Source organism: Vibrio sp. QJM3NY_39, from assembly GCF_057785895.1.
Genome location: NZ_CM173505.1, coordinates 1,609,072 through 1,624,286, shown reverse-complemented (window position 1 = coordinate 1,624,286; position 15,215 = coordinate 1,609,072). Strand labels below are relative to the sequence as shown.

Annotated in this window: 12 protein-coding genes, 1 tRNA gene and 2 pseudogenes; 6 read left to right on the top strand and 9 right to left on the bottom strand. The window is 42.6% G+C overall.

The annotated features are described in order from the left end of the window. Position 1: 1 nt before the first annotated feature. Together AC3CHU_RS07355 and AC3CHU_RS07350 are read right to left on the bottom strand one after the other, a co-directional pair. Positions 2–610, bottom strand: a pseudogene (locus AC3CHU_RS07355) (YqcI/YcgG family protein). 164 nt (positions 611–774) lie between these two features. Next, positions 775–1,551, bottom strand: coding sequence for an arginase family protein (locus tag AC3CHU_RS07350; RefSeq protein ID WP_488525362.1), 777 nt, complete (start codon positions 1,549–1,551; stop codon positions 775–777). Between the two features lie 709 nt (positions 1,552–2,260). On the opposite strand from AC3CHU_RS07350, the gene AC3CHU_RS07345 reads away from it, so the two are divergent. Both AC3CHU_RS07345 and AC3CHU_RS07340 read left to right on the top strand, forming a co-directional pair. Then, entirely contained in the window at positions 2,261–3,604 is a 1,344-nt protein-coding gene (locus AC3CHU_RS07345) for an aminotransferase-like domain-containing protein (protein WP_488525361.1), read from the top strand. 140 nt (positions 3,605–3,744) lie between these two features. Next, positions 3,745–4,011, top strand: a pseudogene (locus tag AC3CHU_RS07340) (transposase domain-containing protein); the annotation flags it as partial. A gap of 228 nt (positions 4,012–4,239) precedes the next feature. Here the strand turns inward: AC3CHU_RS07340 and AC3CHU_RS07335 are convergent. From AC3CHU_RS07335 to AC3CHU_RS07325, 3 genes are all read right to left on the bottom strand, one after another. Continuing rightward, positions 4,240–5,481: an integrase domain-containing protein gene (locus tag AC3CHU_RS07335; RefSeq protein ID WP_488525360.1), complete on the bottom strand. Its 1,242-nt coding sequence runs from the start codon at positions 5,479–5,481 to the stop codon at positions 4,240–4,242. A gap of 185 nt (positions 5,482–5,666) precedes the next feature. Further along, positions 5,667–5,743: transfer RNA gene (locus AC3CHU_RS07330), tRNA-Val, on the bottom strand. Positions 5,744–6,007: 264 nt separating this feature from the next. After that, complete coding sequence (locus tag AC3CHU_RS07325) at positions 6,008–6,676, bottom strand: DUF2726 domain-containing protein (RefSeq protein ID WP_004734944.1); 669 nt, start codon at positions 6,674–6,676, stop codon at positions 6,008–6,010. A gap of 272 nt (positions 6,677–6,948) precedes the next feature. Here AC3CHU_RS07325 and AC3CHU_RS07320 point away from each other — a divergent pair, with 272 nt between their 5' ends. Next, a complete protein-coding gene (locus AC3CHU_RS07320) occupies positions 6,949–7,134 on the top strand; it encodes a hypothetical protein (protein WP_004734943.1) in 186 nt (61 codons plus the stop codon). A gap of 153 nt (positions 7,135–7,287) precedes the next feature. Here AC3CHU_RS07320 and AC3CHU_RS07315 read toward each other — a convergent pair whose 3' ends face one another. Continuing rightward, positions 7,288–9,252, bottom strand: a complete 1,965-nt coding sequence (locus AC3CHU_RS07315) for a GGDEF domain-containing protein (protein ID WP_488525359.1) — start codon at positions 9,250–9,252, stop codon at positions 7,288–7,290. Between the two features lie 259 nt (positions 9,253–9,511). Between AC3CHU_RS07315 and AC3CHU_RS07310 the strand changes: the two genes are divergently transcribed. After that, on the top strand, positions 9,512–10,618 hold the full coding sequence (locus tag AC3CHU_RS07310) for a M20/M25/M40 family metallo-hydrolase (protein ID WP_488525358.1): 1,107 nt from the start codon (positions 9,512–9,514) through the stop codon (positions 10,616–10,618). Between the two features lie 128 nt (positions 10,619–10,746). On the opposite strand, the gene AC3CHU_RS07305 is transcribed toward AC3CHU_RS07310, so the two are convergent. Continuing rightward, positions 10,747–11,169: a DUF3859 domain-containing protein gene (locus tag AC3CHU_RS07305; protein WP_114633419.1), complete on the bottom strand. Its 423-nt coding sequence runs from the start codon at positions 11,167–11,169 to the stop codon at positions 10,747–10,749. Between the two features lie 78 nt (positions 11,170–11,247). Next, the gene (locus tag AC3CHU_RS07300) at positions 11,248–11,616 is read right to left on the bottom strand and encodes an ATP-binding protein (protein WP_054546426.1); all 369 of its coding nucleotides are present in this window, start codon (positions 11,614–11,616) and stop codon (positions 11,248–11,250) included. A gap of 273 nt (positions 11,617–11,889) precedes the next feature. Between AC3CHU_RS07300 and metA the strand changes: the two genes are divergently transcribed. Beyond that, positions 11,890–12,831 (top strand): homoserine O-acetyltransferase MetA, encoded by a 942-nt coding sequence (gene metA / locus AC3CHU_RS07295; protein ID WP_004734938.1) that lies wholly within the window; start codon positions 11,890–11,892, stop codon positions 12,829–12,831. A 169-nt stretch (positions 12,832–13,000) separates the two neighbouring features. After that, positions 13,001–13,768 carry a type IV pilus biogenesis/stability protein PilW gene (gene pilW / locus AC3CHU_RS07290; protein WP_488525357.1) on the top strand — a complete coding sequence of 256 codons (768 nt, stop codon included), beginning with the start codon at positions 13,001–13,003 and terminating at the stop codon, positions 13,766–13,768. Between the two features lie 108 nt (positions 13,769–13,876). Here pilW and rlmF read toward each other — a convergent pair whose 3' ends face one another. Further along, a complete protein-coding gene (gene rlmF / locus AC3CHU_RS07285) occupies positions 13,877–15,214 on the bottom strand; it encodes a 23S rRNA (adenine(1618)-N(6))-methyltransferase RlmF (RefSeq protein WP_488525356.1) in 1,338 nt (445 codons plus the stop codon). Position 15,215: the final 1 nt, after the last annotated feature.

Below are 15,215 nucleotides of genomic sequence, written 5' to 3'. Positions count from 1 at the left end.
GTTATTTGAACGGACACTGACTCGGTCTAAGAACATTGGTTTCTTGCAACTGATACTGTCGCCACTCAAGGTTCTCTTCGTCACCATAAAAGCCAAGTTCAGTTGGCATAAGACCATCATTGTAATTTTTTACACGACTTCGAATGCGTTCCCTTGCCTATCTTCCACCTTTGGTTTCTCCATTGGCGACAATGTCAAAGATTTCTCTCGCGTTAACTACGAAGTTAAGATGCGAGCCTAGATTCCTATTTTTAAGTTGATGATGTTGATTCGTGCTCATGTTGATAAACAACTCGACGCCATTAAAGCAATAAGTCCACTCTGATGATTCGGGTTCTCTAGGCACATGGCTTGGCCACTCGTAGATGTCGTGCTGGTGAGTCCAGTTAAGAATGTCCCAACCTAGCTCATGCCCAGACAATGAAGGCGAGATGTCAGGGGCAAAGAAAACGACTAATGGTGAAAACATGCGCTTGTTGACTGGAGTGGCATTTATCATGTCTGTGTAAGCGATTAAGCCATGCAAAAACTGATAGTAACCATTGTGTTCATCCGCATCGCAAAACAGCAAATGGATAGATTTAGAGCTCCAAGCTCTTTTACTAAACAAACAGGGAAATTCTGGCGAACTGACTCTAGAGCTGAATTCTTCCCATGCTTCTTTTTTCCATACTGATAATTCATCCTACTTTAGTAGGAGCTCTGCATGCGTGAGAAGAGTTTTATGGCGTTCATTACAAGCAGGTATTGATAGAGGGCTTTCGATGGTTTTCATTATAAAGAGTCCTTATTCTGTTTGAATAGGGAATCCACTGCTTGAGAGATTAGATCAAGTCCTTCTGAGTTAGCTGCTGATAAATGACTGTCAGCGCAAAATTCAGCAAGTTCTAATCCCATAACTTGAGCACTAGGTAGTGATTTGAAAAGTTCTAATAACTGAGCAAACTTCAGCCCACCTTCGACTTTGAAGTCAGCTGAGATCTGACCCGGGTCCATAACATCCCAATCTACGTGTATCCAAACTTTGGAGTCTCCAATGAAATTAACAACCGAATCTGGAGTCAATTCGGCTGGTGGTATGTGTAATACTCCAGCGGAATTAACATTGCTAAACTCTTTTGCGTCGATATCATGAACGCCAATTAAAGCAACATTTTTAGAGTTAACGCCCACTCCGTAGCCGCTATCCCACAGCCCACAGGTTGCTGCCAGCACCATGCCTCCAAGGTAGCCACTTTCTGTAGTCTCCGGTGTGTTGAAGTCGCTATGTACATCAATCCACAAGACTTTGACATCTGGATAGCTAGAGGCAACAACAGGGAGCGTTGCTAGGCTTGCAGAGCAGGTATTTGAGGCAAAGATAACAGGGACGTTACTGTTTGATAGACATCGAGACAGCTCACTCTGCAATTGATCAAGCGTTTTTCCTGCTTCAGGTAGGGCTACACTCCAATCATCGTTTTTAGCAGGCGACCTCTTGCCTATATAGTTCGGTGTAGTCTCATACTTTTGAGCTAGTTTCTCAGCTGTAAGTTTTGCACCTTCTAGCATTCGATCAGACCTATCTCCGACATGGCCTTGAGAGCATATAATTTGAAAGGACATTTAAAAGACTTCCATAATATTAAAAAGGAAGTGGGTTTATAACTCATTTCAAACAAACTTAAAATATATAGAAAACACTGACTGTTAATTATTAATAGCACATCAAACCTAAAACAAGAAGATATTAAGATGTATCTATAAAAAGATAACGCTTGATTGACTACAATATATTATATGCACCTTGATTATTAACATAACAATCCAAATTAATACTTGTGATATTGATCTAACAAAAAACGAAAATAAATTAAAACTCATTAATTTCATATATTTAAAGCAATCAACCCAATTAAGCCACTTTAGTAAATAAGGCTACCATTGGAATTTTAAATATTATTTATCGAATTTATCTAGGGAAAATTGTATCTATTACAATTCAGAAATTGAATTAGGAGTCTATGTTTTACTGATATAAAAATAGGGATAATGTATTTATTACAATATTTAAATTACCATCATTGCGACAATAATAACGACGAAATAGATTACTGGCATATATACGTTTATTAGCACCTAACTGATATAGAACATCCGCAAGATAAGTCAATCATAACTAGATGTTAAACCCTTGTATCTAAGTCGCTAATCTTGTAAAAAGGTCAGAGAGCCAACACAGTTTCATGTTTTAAAAATCAAACAGTTATGAGGTCTAATAGTGAAAGCTAGATACAAAAACATTGTTGATAGATATGCGGACGCGATTAGATCTGGTCGTTTGCATTCTGGGACAAAACTGCCTACACATCGTAAGCTTTCCTCTGAAGAGTCGATTTCATTAGCGACTGCAACGAGGGTCTACGCTGAATTAGAGGTTATGGGGCTGGTAAGTGGCGAAGTAGGTAGAGGGACGTTTGTGCGGGACATTAGTCTTCCCTCAAATCATGGTATGGATCAGCAAATGATTGCCTCTGATGTTGTAGACCTAAACTTCAACTACCCCTCATTGCCTGAACAAGGGGAGCTTCTGAGGCATGCACTGCGTTCTTTGTCATTCTCAGGCGGCATTGAGGCTCATCTTCTATATTCACCTCATGCGGGCTCATTGAGCGATCGCGAAATCTTTGCTCTTCATTTTTCAAAACATGGCATGACATTTAGTGCCGAAGAACTTTTAATCGTAAATGGAGCTCAGCATGGGCTAATGGTAGCCGTTATGGGCTTGTTGCAGCCCGGAGATGTCGTCGGTGTAGACGCATTAACTTATCCCGGATTTAAAGCTTTAGCACAGCTCTATCATATTGAACTAGTGCCAATCCCATTTGATACAGATGGCCCAAATCTCAATGCACTTCGCCAGCTTTGTAACCAAAGAAAGATGAAAGCAATCTACACGATGCCAACCTTGCATAATCCACTAGGCTGGGTGTTAAGTGCTCACCAGCGTATTGAGATCGCTGAAATTGCTCGCCTGCATGACTTACTGATAATTGAAGATACAGCCTATGCCTATCTAGTTGAGAACCCACCATTGCCGATTTACCACTATGCGCCTGAGCGAACGGTAATCGTAACGGGTTTTTCAAAAAATGTTGCCACAGGCCTGCGCATTGGGGTTGTAATTGCCCCTAAGAATCTTAGAGCTGTGCTAGAAAGAGCAATTCGTGCTACCACATGGAACACGCCATCCATATTAACTACTATTGTCAGAAATTGGGTAGAAGACGGGGTCGTTAAGGAGCTAGAAGAGAAAAAGAGAGCAGACGCGATATCGCGGCAATTCTTAGCGAAAGAGATCTTAAGCCCACTTAAATATATCAGTCATCCCACATCATATTTCATTTGGTTACCTTTAGAGGAAGGCATTCGTTCTGAAAATATTACGTCAACTCTAATAAAGCACAATATCTCTGTGTCTACAGCGGCCCCTTTTTCTGTAACCAAAACGATTCCGCATGCACTAAGAATAGCACTTGGTTCTGTTAGTACATCGTCACTACAGTCTGCTTTACAGACAGTAAGAGATTGCATTATTGACATTGACTTAAGCTCTCCACAATAGCGGCAATAAGGACAATAAATCCTAACTGAATAATTTGAAAAAGCCCCTCGCATTAGGCTGTGTAGATTAGATAAGGATCGGTTGACCGATCCTACTGATAAGAGACAATCGGAAGCCTGTTTCTAGGTTTCCGATTTTTTATGTCTATTCAAAACTGTTTTGCTGATTTTCTCGAAGAAAATCCCGTTGATATCGCTCAACTCACCACGTTCTCTGAACATATCCCAGGTGAGTGGGTTGCTAAGGCAGCCACTCTTTCCGATAAAGCGGCTATTCGCCGCCGTCGATTACCAAGTGACATGGTCTTATGGTTAATTGTCGGCATGGCTTTCTTTCGTAATGAACCTATTGCCGAAGTAGCACGAAGGATGAATGTCTGTGTCGTTGGCTTCGCTGATGATGATCTGCATCAGGCAGATTAGACACCAAGTTAAGCGACTTTCCATACTTGTAGTTATTCATTATTTTCTAATTTAGCAAAATCGCTAGCAAACTTTTTGTCCAATTTTGAGTCACGATGCCAGCGGAACGTGTGTACGATTTCATCGTGACTTATCAGCAAAGTTGTCAGAACAAGTATGAGCTAGTGCGGTTAAAATGTGTGAGCTATACGTTGCTTTTTCACTCCCATGCAACTAACCCACAACCTTAAGGCTCTTTTTACCACTCATCGACAAGCTTCCCGTTGCAGCCTCTTCAATATGATCACTCCACCACGCCATGAGAACTTTACGACGTTCAAGGTAATCAGTACGGTTGTATGCGCTTCTTACCTTATCTCTATCTACATGAGAAAGTGCAGCTTCAATAATGTCTGGATCAAAGTTCTGTTCATTTAGAGTAGTACTAGCTAATGCGCGTAAACCGTGAGAAGTTTGCCTGCCCTTCATGCCCATTCTTACTAGTGCTTTATTTGCGGTCTCTTTGTTGATGTGATTTTTGTTACTTTTGTCTGCAGGGAAAAGGTATTCACTATCACCTGTGATGAAATCAATAGTTTCTAATAGTTCTAGAGTTTGTTTTGTTAAAGGGACGGTATGTACTCTCCCCTTTTTCATTCTTTCAGCAGGAATGACCCAAAGCATCTTTTCTCTGTCAATTTCATCCCAACGTGCACCAGCAGTTTCAGCTGGCCTTGTCATGGTGTGAAGTTGCCATTCTAGCAAGCAGCGAGTGATGGGTTTAATGGATGCGTAGTTGATTGTTTTGAGGAGCTCTGGAAGCTCACCTGGGGCTAACGAAGCTTGGTTGGTTACCTTAGCGGTTTCAAAGGCTTTACCAATGCCTGCGAGCTTGTTGTGCTCAATCACACCCGTGTTTACTGCAAAGGTCATTATCTCATTGAGGTTGCGACACAAGCGCCCGACTGTTTCTAGCTTACCTTGGTTAGCAATGGGTTTAATTGTTTTGATCGCTTGAGGGGCTGTTATATCACCAAGAGGAAACTTACCTAGGTCAGGTAAGAGATATTTCTCAATGCGTTGCTTTAATTTCTTAGCCGTTTGCTCTTTGACGCTTGTTTTCTTCACTTCAATCCAGTCATCAAATACCGACTGTAACGTATTCGACAATTCTAACTGTTTTTCTCTGAGAGTTGTGTCACGGTGCTCTTTAGGGTCAATACCATCAGCAAGTAGTTCTCTCGCTTCAATAGCTTTGGTTCGAGCTTTGGCTAGTGAGACGTCAGGGTACTTACCTAAGGCTAGGTTCAAGCGCTTTCGTGAAATGGGATGATAATAAGAAAAACGCCATAGCTTTGTTCCTATAGGCTTAACCTTCAATGATAATCCATCACCGTCACCTAAATTATATTCTTTCTCTTTAGGCTTTGCTTGTTTGACTTGAGTTGCCGTTAAAGGCTGTACTTGTTTCGCCATCGTACCCCCCTGAAGTAACCTCGAAATTGCTTAGATCTTAAAAGACTACTTCAGAGATTACTTAAACGGTGGATTTTACAACACATCATGGGAACTCTTGGGACCAATAAATGGCTAAGGTCCTGATAAAGCAAGGGATTAAAGGCACAAAAAAGCCCACACTAGGTGGGCTTTCTTTTTGAATTTGGTGCCCGCTACTGGACTCGAACCAGTGACACCTTGCATGTCATGCAAGTACTCTAACCAACTGAGCTAAGCGGGCAATGCTGTGAAACTTGTTTAACCGATTTACTAAGTGGCTAACGCTTCAGAACGAGATGGATAATAACGAGTGAATGGGTAGCGTGCAAGGATAAATTTGCACAAAACGGTTCGTTTGCTTTTAAAAACAACAATCAGAATAAATTTTAAACACAAAGCAGATCAATGGCTTGAAGTAGATCACATTTCGCCTCTAGTTCAATAGCTATATACATCTGCCTGTTTCGTGTCTTACCCCTCTGATAAAGTATTTTAACTCAAGATATTAGTTAGAATCTTCATCCACATCGAATACAACGTTGTAGTTCTCTGTATACGTACAGTTTGGCTGACGGCTGCAAGTGAAGAATCGTCGGCCTTTGTAATCGCCTTGGCTGGCCAGTTTGATGATCATCGGGCTGCCGCACTTCTTACAGAATCGAACTTCTTTTGATGGCTCGATTAAATCGATGTGTGCTGCCAGTAATCTCTTCAAACGGCTCACTTGGTAGCTGTGTTTAATAGATGCACCAATCAGTGGCAAGCCTGCCGATTTACACACGTGGATCAGTAGCTTTTCTCGATCGGCCTTTCCCTTGTTGAGCTCTTTGCCGTTATCAAGTTCGATGATCACGCGGGGCTCTAACGTTCGCGGGTCGCACACGACAAAATCAAAGTAGCTACGTGAGATTTTGTTGTTGGCGATAAACCAATTCTTCTTGTTGTTCGCCTTAGCAGGAACAAGAACGTTCGACATGCTGACCTTGGCAAACACTTCGCCATGGTTACCCACCGCGGATTTAAGTGCGTTATAAAATGTCGCCTGTTGCGCCGACATCAACGATCCTTTTTTCTGATAAGCATGATCTTTGGTGTCGTCATGCTTCACTAGATACTTTTGGATAAAGTAAAAGAACACAACCAGAACAATTACAACGATAAAGATATTAGTCATTTTCCAACACAATCACGTCTGTATAGGGATTAAGAGAGTGGCTAGCGTATGTAGAAAAGCCTCACGTGGCAAGCAAAAGAGCGAGAGTTGCCAACCAGAATCACGACCTTTGAATGCTGTAATCAACAAGAGGTCGCTCATACGCTAGACACACCTCTCCTATTTGATAATCAAATCATCAATTACACTCTAGATTGATTTAGATCAATTTACCTAAATTTGTGATCAACTAGTCTGAAAAACGTTAGGCAAATGTTAATAAGGAAATTGATATGGAACTCAAACAAGACCCAAGATGTTATACGGACGTATGTGTAGACGGTAAATGGTTCCACTATGACCACTGCGGAACTCGAGCTTATATGTTAAAAGGCGGTGCTTCCGCGGTGATTGAGCTGGCAAGAGAACCGGCTACAGAGGGCGAACTGGTTGAAATGCTGCAAGGTGCCGCTAAATAACTCATTTAGAAAATGTTGATATAAATAAACTCGACATATCGCTAAGTAAACCCCACTTCTCACTCAAATTTTGATATTAGCGATCTCAGAGTGTTCCAGAAGCCATTCTTATCTCACGAAGATCAGAATGGCTTTTTGTTTCCTGATTAGCGATTAACTTTCAGCGATGATGACTTGATTCCTACCCGACTCCTTCGCTTGATATAATGCATCATCCGCGGCTTTGAGGTACTTCTTGTAAGTATCTTGATTGAGTTGCTCATGAGCAATACCAATCGACGCCCCTATCGATGTGGTGAGGTCTAAAGAACCGGAGTGCGTATCAATTGGCGTTTCAGCAATGCCTAAACGAATTGCGTTCAATTGTTGTTCAGGATCGACGGATCCAGATAGCAACAGGACAAATTCTTCACCGCCCCAGCGAGCCACTACGTCATTCGGAAGCAAATGTTGTTTAACTCGCCTTGCGACTTCCACCAATACCTCATCACCAACATCATGTCCAAAGGTGTCATTAACGCGCTTAAAGTGGTCAAGATCTAAAATAACTAAACTGATTCCAAACCGTGAAGTATTAAATGTCATTGGCTGAGTTAACAACTGCTCTAGATAGCGTCGGTTGTATAAACCCGTTAGCGCACACGTTGTAGATTGGGTAACCAACGCTTTATTTTTACTTTGAATGCTGCGAAGCCTTATCAACAACAATGCGACACTGATCATCACCATTATTCCCAACGCGACAACAATTCGATTTCGTAACTGCTGCTTATCTAACGTCAGCTCACCAAGCTCCTTTTCTGCGTTAAGCAGTTCATTTTCTTGGGCTAATGATGCCGTGGTGAAATCTTGCTCTAGTAAAAAGATATCGCTCTGACGCTTATCAAACAACAGCGCTTTGTTACCTTTGTAGTAGAGTTTAAAGTAACGAAGTGCGTTTTCGCTGTCGCCTCTCGAATCGTAATATTCAGCAAGAGTTCTTAAACCGAGGACTTTCCAACTGCGAGTACCCACAACGTCGAACATTGCAGACGATCGCTTAAGATCAGCAAAGACAAAATTATCTCGGTTCAAACCGATATTTGCTAAGGCTCTGTTTAAGTAACACTGACCCAGTTGAAGTGTGTATTTGTCCACTCCCGGATATCTGAGACACAAATTTGCGACCTGCCGTGCTAACTCAAAGTTCTTTTCCGCCAACAACACATCACTCTCTGCTTTCAACAAGATGATTTTGTATCGCTCACTCACATTATCGCCATTGAGCTTAGCCGCACTTTGATACGCCTCTCGGCCTTTAACCAAATCACCACTGCGCAGATAAGCAAAAGACTCATTTACATGCAGCACACCGATGGTAGAAGCTTCTAGTAGTCCACTCTTGTAATAGAGTCTTTTAGCTCTTTTAATCAACTTGAGCGCTTTAGGCCAGTCTTCTAAATAGATATAAAGCAGTGCCATATTTGACACTAACTTACTATTATAGATGTGTTGAGGGTACTTCTTGCCAAGCTCTAAGCCTTTATGGAAAAAATATTGAGCTTCAGGAAAGTCATTGCGGATATTATTGATGACACCAGCCGTGTTATAGGCCTTAATCAACAACTCTTCATAGTGGAGTGATTCCGCGATATCTATCGCTGCTCTGATTTGGATTTCAGATTCCGCTAGCTCGCCCTTACTGATGTATTCGATCGCCAGTTCAACAAGAGATTGGGCCTTTAGCCAACCCATATGTTCGTGTTGTGCGAGTGTTTTAATCTGTCTGACGTATTCTGAAACCGCTTTGGTATCCAGCTTGTGTTGGGCGAGGTTCGACAAAATCATCAATTCATAGGCACGATAGATGGCTTTATCTTGATGGGGGAACTTAGCTCGCAGAGCCTCTAGTTGTTGGGCAGCTAGATTAGGATCACCACGAGACACATCGAGAATATCAATCAATGTAGCTCCGTATTGAGAGAGTAATAACTCTTTCTCTGGACTATAAACACTCGGATTTTCAGGGCGAATGTGCTTTAAATCATCGTCATAAGTTGGATAGAGCAAATACAGCCCCAGCACAACACTCATTAGCACCACTAAAAGGAATGAACCTAACACATTGTTTCTATTCATTTATCAGTGCCATTATTGATTACATTCCAATTTCATCGACGTTTTTTCAAAGCGGTTAAACATTATACCCGACAGATATACAGATTAAAATCCTGCGCATTGGAGAATCTGAGTTGGCTTTTTCTCATCAATTAGAATAATCAGGCAACTTTCTTGATTTAACTCAGATAATCATCTACCTCATTGGCGTTATAGTAATTTTCCTGTTCCTACCTCCGCGGCTTCTTTAGAACAAGCGGAAGCATAATGAGAATTAACAATGACCCAAATTAATGAACAACGTCTTGTAGAACATTTCTGCAATCTAGTGAAAATTGATAGTGAATCTCGTAATGAAAAAGCGATTGCTGAAGCTTTGGCTGAACAACTTGGTGAACTAGGCTTTGAAGTTCACAAACTGGCTGTCCCTACAGAAGTGTCTAACGGTTTCAACATATACGCTCGTCTAGATGGCACTCTTCCAGGAAGCACAGTGTTCAGTTGCCACATGGACACAGTAACGCCAGGCATCGGTATTGAGCCAATCATCGAAGACGGCATCATCCGTTCAAAAGGCAACACGATTCTAGGTGGCGACGACAAGTCTGGTATCGCTGCTATCATGGAAGCGGTTCGTTGCATCAAAGCTGAAGGCAAAGAGCACAAGACTATCGAAATTGCATTTACTGTATTCGAAGAAGGTGGTCTGTTCGGCTCTTTGAACTTCGATATGTCTTACATTCAATCTGAGCACGCTATCGTACTTGATACAGGCGGCCCAATTGGCACCATCGTAAACGCAGCTCCGGGTCAGCAGAAGATGGTCGCGAAGATCAAAGGTCGCCCTGCTCACGCTGGTTTAGCGCCAGAAGAAGGCATCAGTGCCATTCAAGTTGCTGCAGACGCTATCACTAAGATGAACCTACTTCGTATCGATGAAGAAACTACGGCAAACGTCGGTATTGTTGAAGGTGGTCAAGCGACCAACATCGTAATGCCAGAGCTTAAAGTAGTGGCTGAAGCACGTTCACTAAACGGCGAAAAGCTAACGGCTCAAGTTGAGCACATGATCTCGACATTCCAAGAGAGTGCAAAACAGTTTGGCGCTGAAGTAGAAATCGAATCTACTAGTGCTTACGATGCATTCGTGATTGCAGACGATCACCCGCATATTCTTTCTATCAAATCAGCGTTTGAGAAGCTTGGCGTAACCGCAAATACTAAACGCACTGGCGGCGGTAGCGATGCGAACAACTTCAACGCGAAAGGTCTAACAACGGTTAACCTTTCTACTGGTATGGCGAAAGTTCACACCACTGAAGAATACATTGCAGTGAAAGACATGGTTGCAATCACTGAATTTGTTGTGGCTTACGTAACGCAATAATTTAATCCATTAGTTAGGTAGTCACTTCTATCTAGCACAATGAAAAAAGCCGAGTACACATACGACGTGTGACTCGGCTTTTTATTGTCTGCGTTTAGCCTAAAGCTAACGTCTACCAGAAATTTCGTCTAAAAACCCCTACGCTTCCAGAATTGGCCTTCGTCTTTTGCAACAAGGTCGAATGTCTTATCGGCAATGATGTTGCCTTTTAACTCCACGGTCATGCGCCACTTGCCTAGCTTGTTCGAGACTGGCGCCCAGATGGTGTCACCTAAGTAGAAATCCCAGTCGTTGTTACCGACATGCTCTTCACCATCGAACGGTTCGAGCACTTCGCCCTTGTCTGTAGTGATATCCGGGTGATAGATGCAGTAGCGGATCTTTTCACCTTTGGCTTTCTTGATATTCAAGATATAGCCAAACTCTACGTCGATTTCAGCACCAACAATGGTGGTGAACTCTTGGATTTTTGGAAGGTCTTTAGATTTGGAATCCCACGTTGTGTAGATCCCGTATGATGTCATGTCGACCACAACAGAGCGCTTTGCCATTTCAATCGTTACCTTGGAGTTGTTCTATTCATCTAATTCTATTTGCCATTCAGCCACGCAAGCAGAGGAAGAACGATGCTATTCTTGCCAATCTTTTGCCATGCGCTTAATCACTGACGGTTCGATGTCGTGAATGCTGCCATATTGCTCTCGGCATACTTCGATGATCAAGTCAGCTTTGTATTTTCTTGCAAGTTGGCGGTAAGCCTTCATTTCCCAATGCTTAATAAAGGTATTCGACACTACAACATCTAACCCTTGCTTCAAGCCGTTTTCCGCCGTGTTTTGACACCACTCATGAGCTTGCTGTAACTGCCTTGGATCAAAATAGTAGTCACCTTGCTCATTCACGTAATACATATCCGCTTCGACATGTAATGCATCGTAGGTTTTCGCTTTTGTTGACTTGCCAGAACCGGGCAACCCTCGAATGAGTATTAACTTCATCTGTCACTTTACAGGCTAATTCGAAAACATGAGTTTATCGTAAATGCTAACCGCTTGCTCTGATAACTGCCTAGTTCTACATAACAGAACCAAGCACTTATGCATTACTCGGGTAGTCGTTAAACATTATAAGACTCCCTCGACGTCGGAAGGTGGCTTCTGATAGAAAACACAAATAATTTACATCTATCCATTTTGGATATCGACAAGCGTACCAAACTACTATAGATTTAGATGTATAGACGTCTACATATCTAGCTTAGGGAGAAAGCTTTGCCTATTCGCATTCCAGACCAATTGCCAGCATCTGATGTTCTTCGCGAAGAAAACATCTTCGTGATGCCGTTATCAAGAGCATCGACGCAGGAAATTCGTCCACTTCGAGTCTTGATCCTCAACCTAATGCCGAAGAAGATTGAAACTGAAACTCAATTCTTACGCCTACTATCAAACAGTCCATTGCAAGTGGATGTAGAGCTGCTGCGCATTGATGACCGACCAAGCAAAAACACACCGACCGAACACCTTGATAACTTCTACCGCCAATTTGAAATGGTCAAAGGGAGAAACTTTGATGGATTGATCATCACTGGTGCACCGCTTGGCTTGGTTCAATTTGAAGATGTGATTTACTGGGACCACCTAAAAACCATCATGGAATGGGCAAACAAGCACGTGACCTCAACCTTGTATGTGTGCTGGGCGGCTCAGGCTGGTTTGAAACTACTGTATGATTTGCCAAAGCGCACTCGTAAAGAGAAGCTTTCTGGTGTTTATAATCACGAGATTCATCACCCTTACCACCCGCTTCTGCGTGGCTTTGACGATACCTTCTTAGCACCGCACTCTCGCTATGCAGATTTCTCTCAGGAATACTTAGCCGAGCATACCGACCTTGATGTTCTTGCGACTTCTGATGTGGCTGGCGTATACCTAGCGGCAACCAAAGATAAGCGAAACGTGTTTGTAACGGGTCATCCTGAATACGATGCGCATACATTGCACGGTGAGTACGTTCGTGATTTAGGCGAAGGTATGGAACCCGTGATTCCAATCAACTACTACCCGAACAACAATCCAGATAATAAGCCTGTCGCAAGTTGGCGTAGTCATGGGCACTTGCTATTCTCGAACTGGTTGAACTACTGCGTTTACCAACAAACGCCTTACGATTTGGATCACTTCAGCGAAGACAACTTTACCAAAGACGATTAAGTTCTTTCTTCCGATTCACAATCACATAAAGCCGTGTTCAGTAGGTTGTTGATAAAACACCAAATTGGACACGGTTTTTTTATGGTGTTTGAGTCGCATTCCATAATAGATTTACCACTTCAATAGGTTTGATTTCATATGATGGGTTGGTGTTCATAAGGAGCTTCACATGCCCGCCAAGCCGTTATTATCTAAACCTATTTCGTTATCCCGCCCCCTTTCGTTATCGAACCTGATACTACTCGCCTCTCTTTCGTTGGTCGGTTGTGTTTCTGTCACTGAAGGACCGCCAAAGATCGAAAGCGACCCTATTGCGATGTCTGAATCTCGTATTGAATTAGGTTTGGGTTATATGGGACAAGGGAATATGGTGAGAGCACGTGAGAACCTAGAACTCGCCATCAAACACGCACCTAGCTACTATCGAGCTCGCCTTTCCATTGCGCACTATTACGAACAAGTTGGGGAAGTTGACGAAGCAAGAGACGCCTATAAGAAAGCGCTGAGGTTAGACGCAAGAAACGGCAATGTATTGAACAACTACGGTACATTCTTGTGTAAACAGGGCGAATACGAGCAAGCCGATAAATACTTTAACCGTGCCATCGACCAACCCTATTATTATCTCGTCTCTGCAAGTTATGAAAATGCCGCATTCTGCGCGTTTAAGGCCGGAGAGGTCGAGCAAGCAAAATACTACTTCTCTCGTGCGATTGACCACGACCCAAATCGAGCTAGATCCGTACTACAGCTTTCTAAAATTGAAGTCAGTGAGGCCGAATACAATGACGCTAGGCTCCGCTTATTCAAATTCCACCAACGTTATGGCTATCAAATTCCATCGCTTCAAATCTTGGTCGAACTCGAAAAGAAGGCGGGTAACCGTGCACTTCAACAGAAATACCAAAGTAAATTAGACGAACTGCTCTCCGTTTAAGACTAACTAAGCTTAGAGTCGTTGCGATAGATATAAAAAACGGGCTTGTTGCGTTAACAACAAGCCCGTTAGTAATTTCAGCTCAATATCTTAACTAAGTACAGTCTGTTATTTAAGCGCAATCCACTCTTGTCTTTGTTCGTCGTCCATAAAGGTCCATGCGATAAAGCGACTCACCTTCTGGCCTTGTGACATCTCAACCACTTTTACTTGTTTAGCTCTCAGCTTGCCAAGCTCTGAACGAACCATATCAACGTTGTCTTTCTTAGAAATCAATGTCGTAAACCACAATACTTGAGTAGCAAAAAGCTGGCTCTCTCTCGCCATTTTCATGATGAAAGCTGCTTCACCACCCGGACACCAAAGTTCAGACTTTTGGCCACCAAAGTTTAAGGTTGGTTTCTCTTGCTTAGTTGATTTGTCTAACTTAACTGGCTTCTTGTTCGTTTCTGGCTTGAACGACTGGCCGGCTTTCTTAGCACGGTTTGCCGCTAGGTTATCCAGTTTACGTTGTGATCCCTTTTCCGCCTCTTCTAGAGAGCTATGGAATGGAGGGTTACAAATTGTGACATCGTAACGTTCATTATCCTTAATCACGCCCTTAAAGATAGATTCTGAGTCGGCTTGCAGGCGAGCTCGAATCTTACCTTTTAGATTAGGGTTACTTTCCGCAATGAAGTTCGCTGTTTTGATGGAGACTGAATCGACATCAGTACCTGTCCAGCGCCACTTATACTCTGTCGCACCAATGATTGGGTAAATACAGTTTGCACCAACACCAATATCTAGTGCTTTCACAGAAGCATGATTATAAGGTTCACCTTGGCCATCGCTATTAAGGATATCTGCCACTCTGTGAATGTAGTCTGCACGGCCAGGAATTGGCGGGCACAAGTAGCCAGCAGGAATATCCCAATGCTTAACGCCATAGTGATGCGCCAGTAAAGCCTTGTTAAGTAGCTTAACGGCTAATGGATCAGAGAAATTAATGGTGTCTTCGCCCACCGGGTTCTTGATCAGGTGTTCTTTTAGCTCAGGCAATGCTGCAACCAATAACTCGAAGTTATAGCGACCTGTATGTTGGTTTCTTGGGTGCAATCCACCTTGAGGTTTTTCAGCCGAGCGTCTTTTCTGGGCTGCGTTTTTGTTAAAAGCAGTTTTATTGAAAGAACCCTTATTCGATGATCCTTTATTCGCACCCGGTTTACCTTTGTTATCTTTTGCAAAAGGTCGCTTTGCTTTGTTGTCAGCACCTTTGGGAGCACTGTTTTTGCGGTCTGATGTGTTCTTTGTAGAAATACGCTTGTCGCTGCTTGGCTTGCCTGCATTTGGCTTAATATCACCGTGCTTACGGTTACCTTGATCAGCTTGGTTGTCTTTTGTTTTTGTTGATGAGGTACTGTTTTTCGACAGGCTTAGCGTAGTTCTATTTTGTGATTGGCTCATT

Excerpts from the sequence above, each read along its gene's own strand:
- AC3CHU_RS07350 (WP_488525362.1), bottom strand. The coding sequence starts at position 1,551 with ATGCTAGAAGGTGCAAAACTTACAGCTGAGAAACTAGCTCAAAAGTAT.
- AC3CHU_RS07335 (WP_488525360.1), bottom strand. The coding sequence starts at position 5,481 with ATGGCGAAACAAGTACAGCCTTTAACGGCAACTCAAGTCAAACAAGCA.
- AC3CHU_RS07325 (WP_004734944.1), bottom strand. The coding sequence starts at position 6,676 with ATGACTAATATCTTTATCGTTGTAATTGTTCTGGTTGTGTTCTTTTAC.
- AC3CHU_RS07320 (WP_004734943.1), top strand. The coding sequence starts at position 6,949 with ATGGAACTCAAACAAGACCCAAGATGTTATACGGACGTATGTGTAGAC.
- AC3CHU_RS07315 (WP_488525359.1), bottom strand. The coding sequence starts at position 9,252 with ATGAATAGAAACAATGTGTTAGGTTCATTCCTTTTAGTGGTGCTAATG.
- AC3CHU_RS07310 (WP_488525358.1), top strand. The coding sequence starts at position 9,512 with ATGACCCAAATTAATGAACAACGTCTTGTAGAACATTTCTGCAATCTA.
- AC3CHU_RS07305 (WP_114633419.1), bottom strand. The coding sequence starts at position 11,169 with ATGGCAAAGCGCTCTGTTGTGGTCGACATGACATCATACGGGATCTAC.
- AC3CHU_RS07300 (WP_054546426.1), bottom strand. The coding sequence starts at position 11,616 with ATGAAGTTAATACTCATTCGAGGGTTGCCCGGTTCTGGCAAGTCAACA.
- pilW (WP_488525357.1), top strand. The coding sequence starts at position 13,001 with ATGCCCGCCAAGCCGTTATTATCTAAACCTATTTCGTTATCCCGCCCC.
- rlmF (WP_488525356.1), bottom strand. The coding sequence starts at position 15,214 with ATGAGCCAATCACAAAATAGAACTACGCTAAGCCTGTCGAAAAACAGT.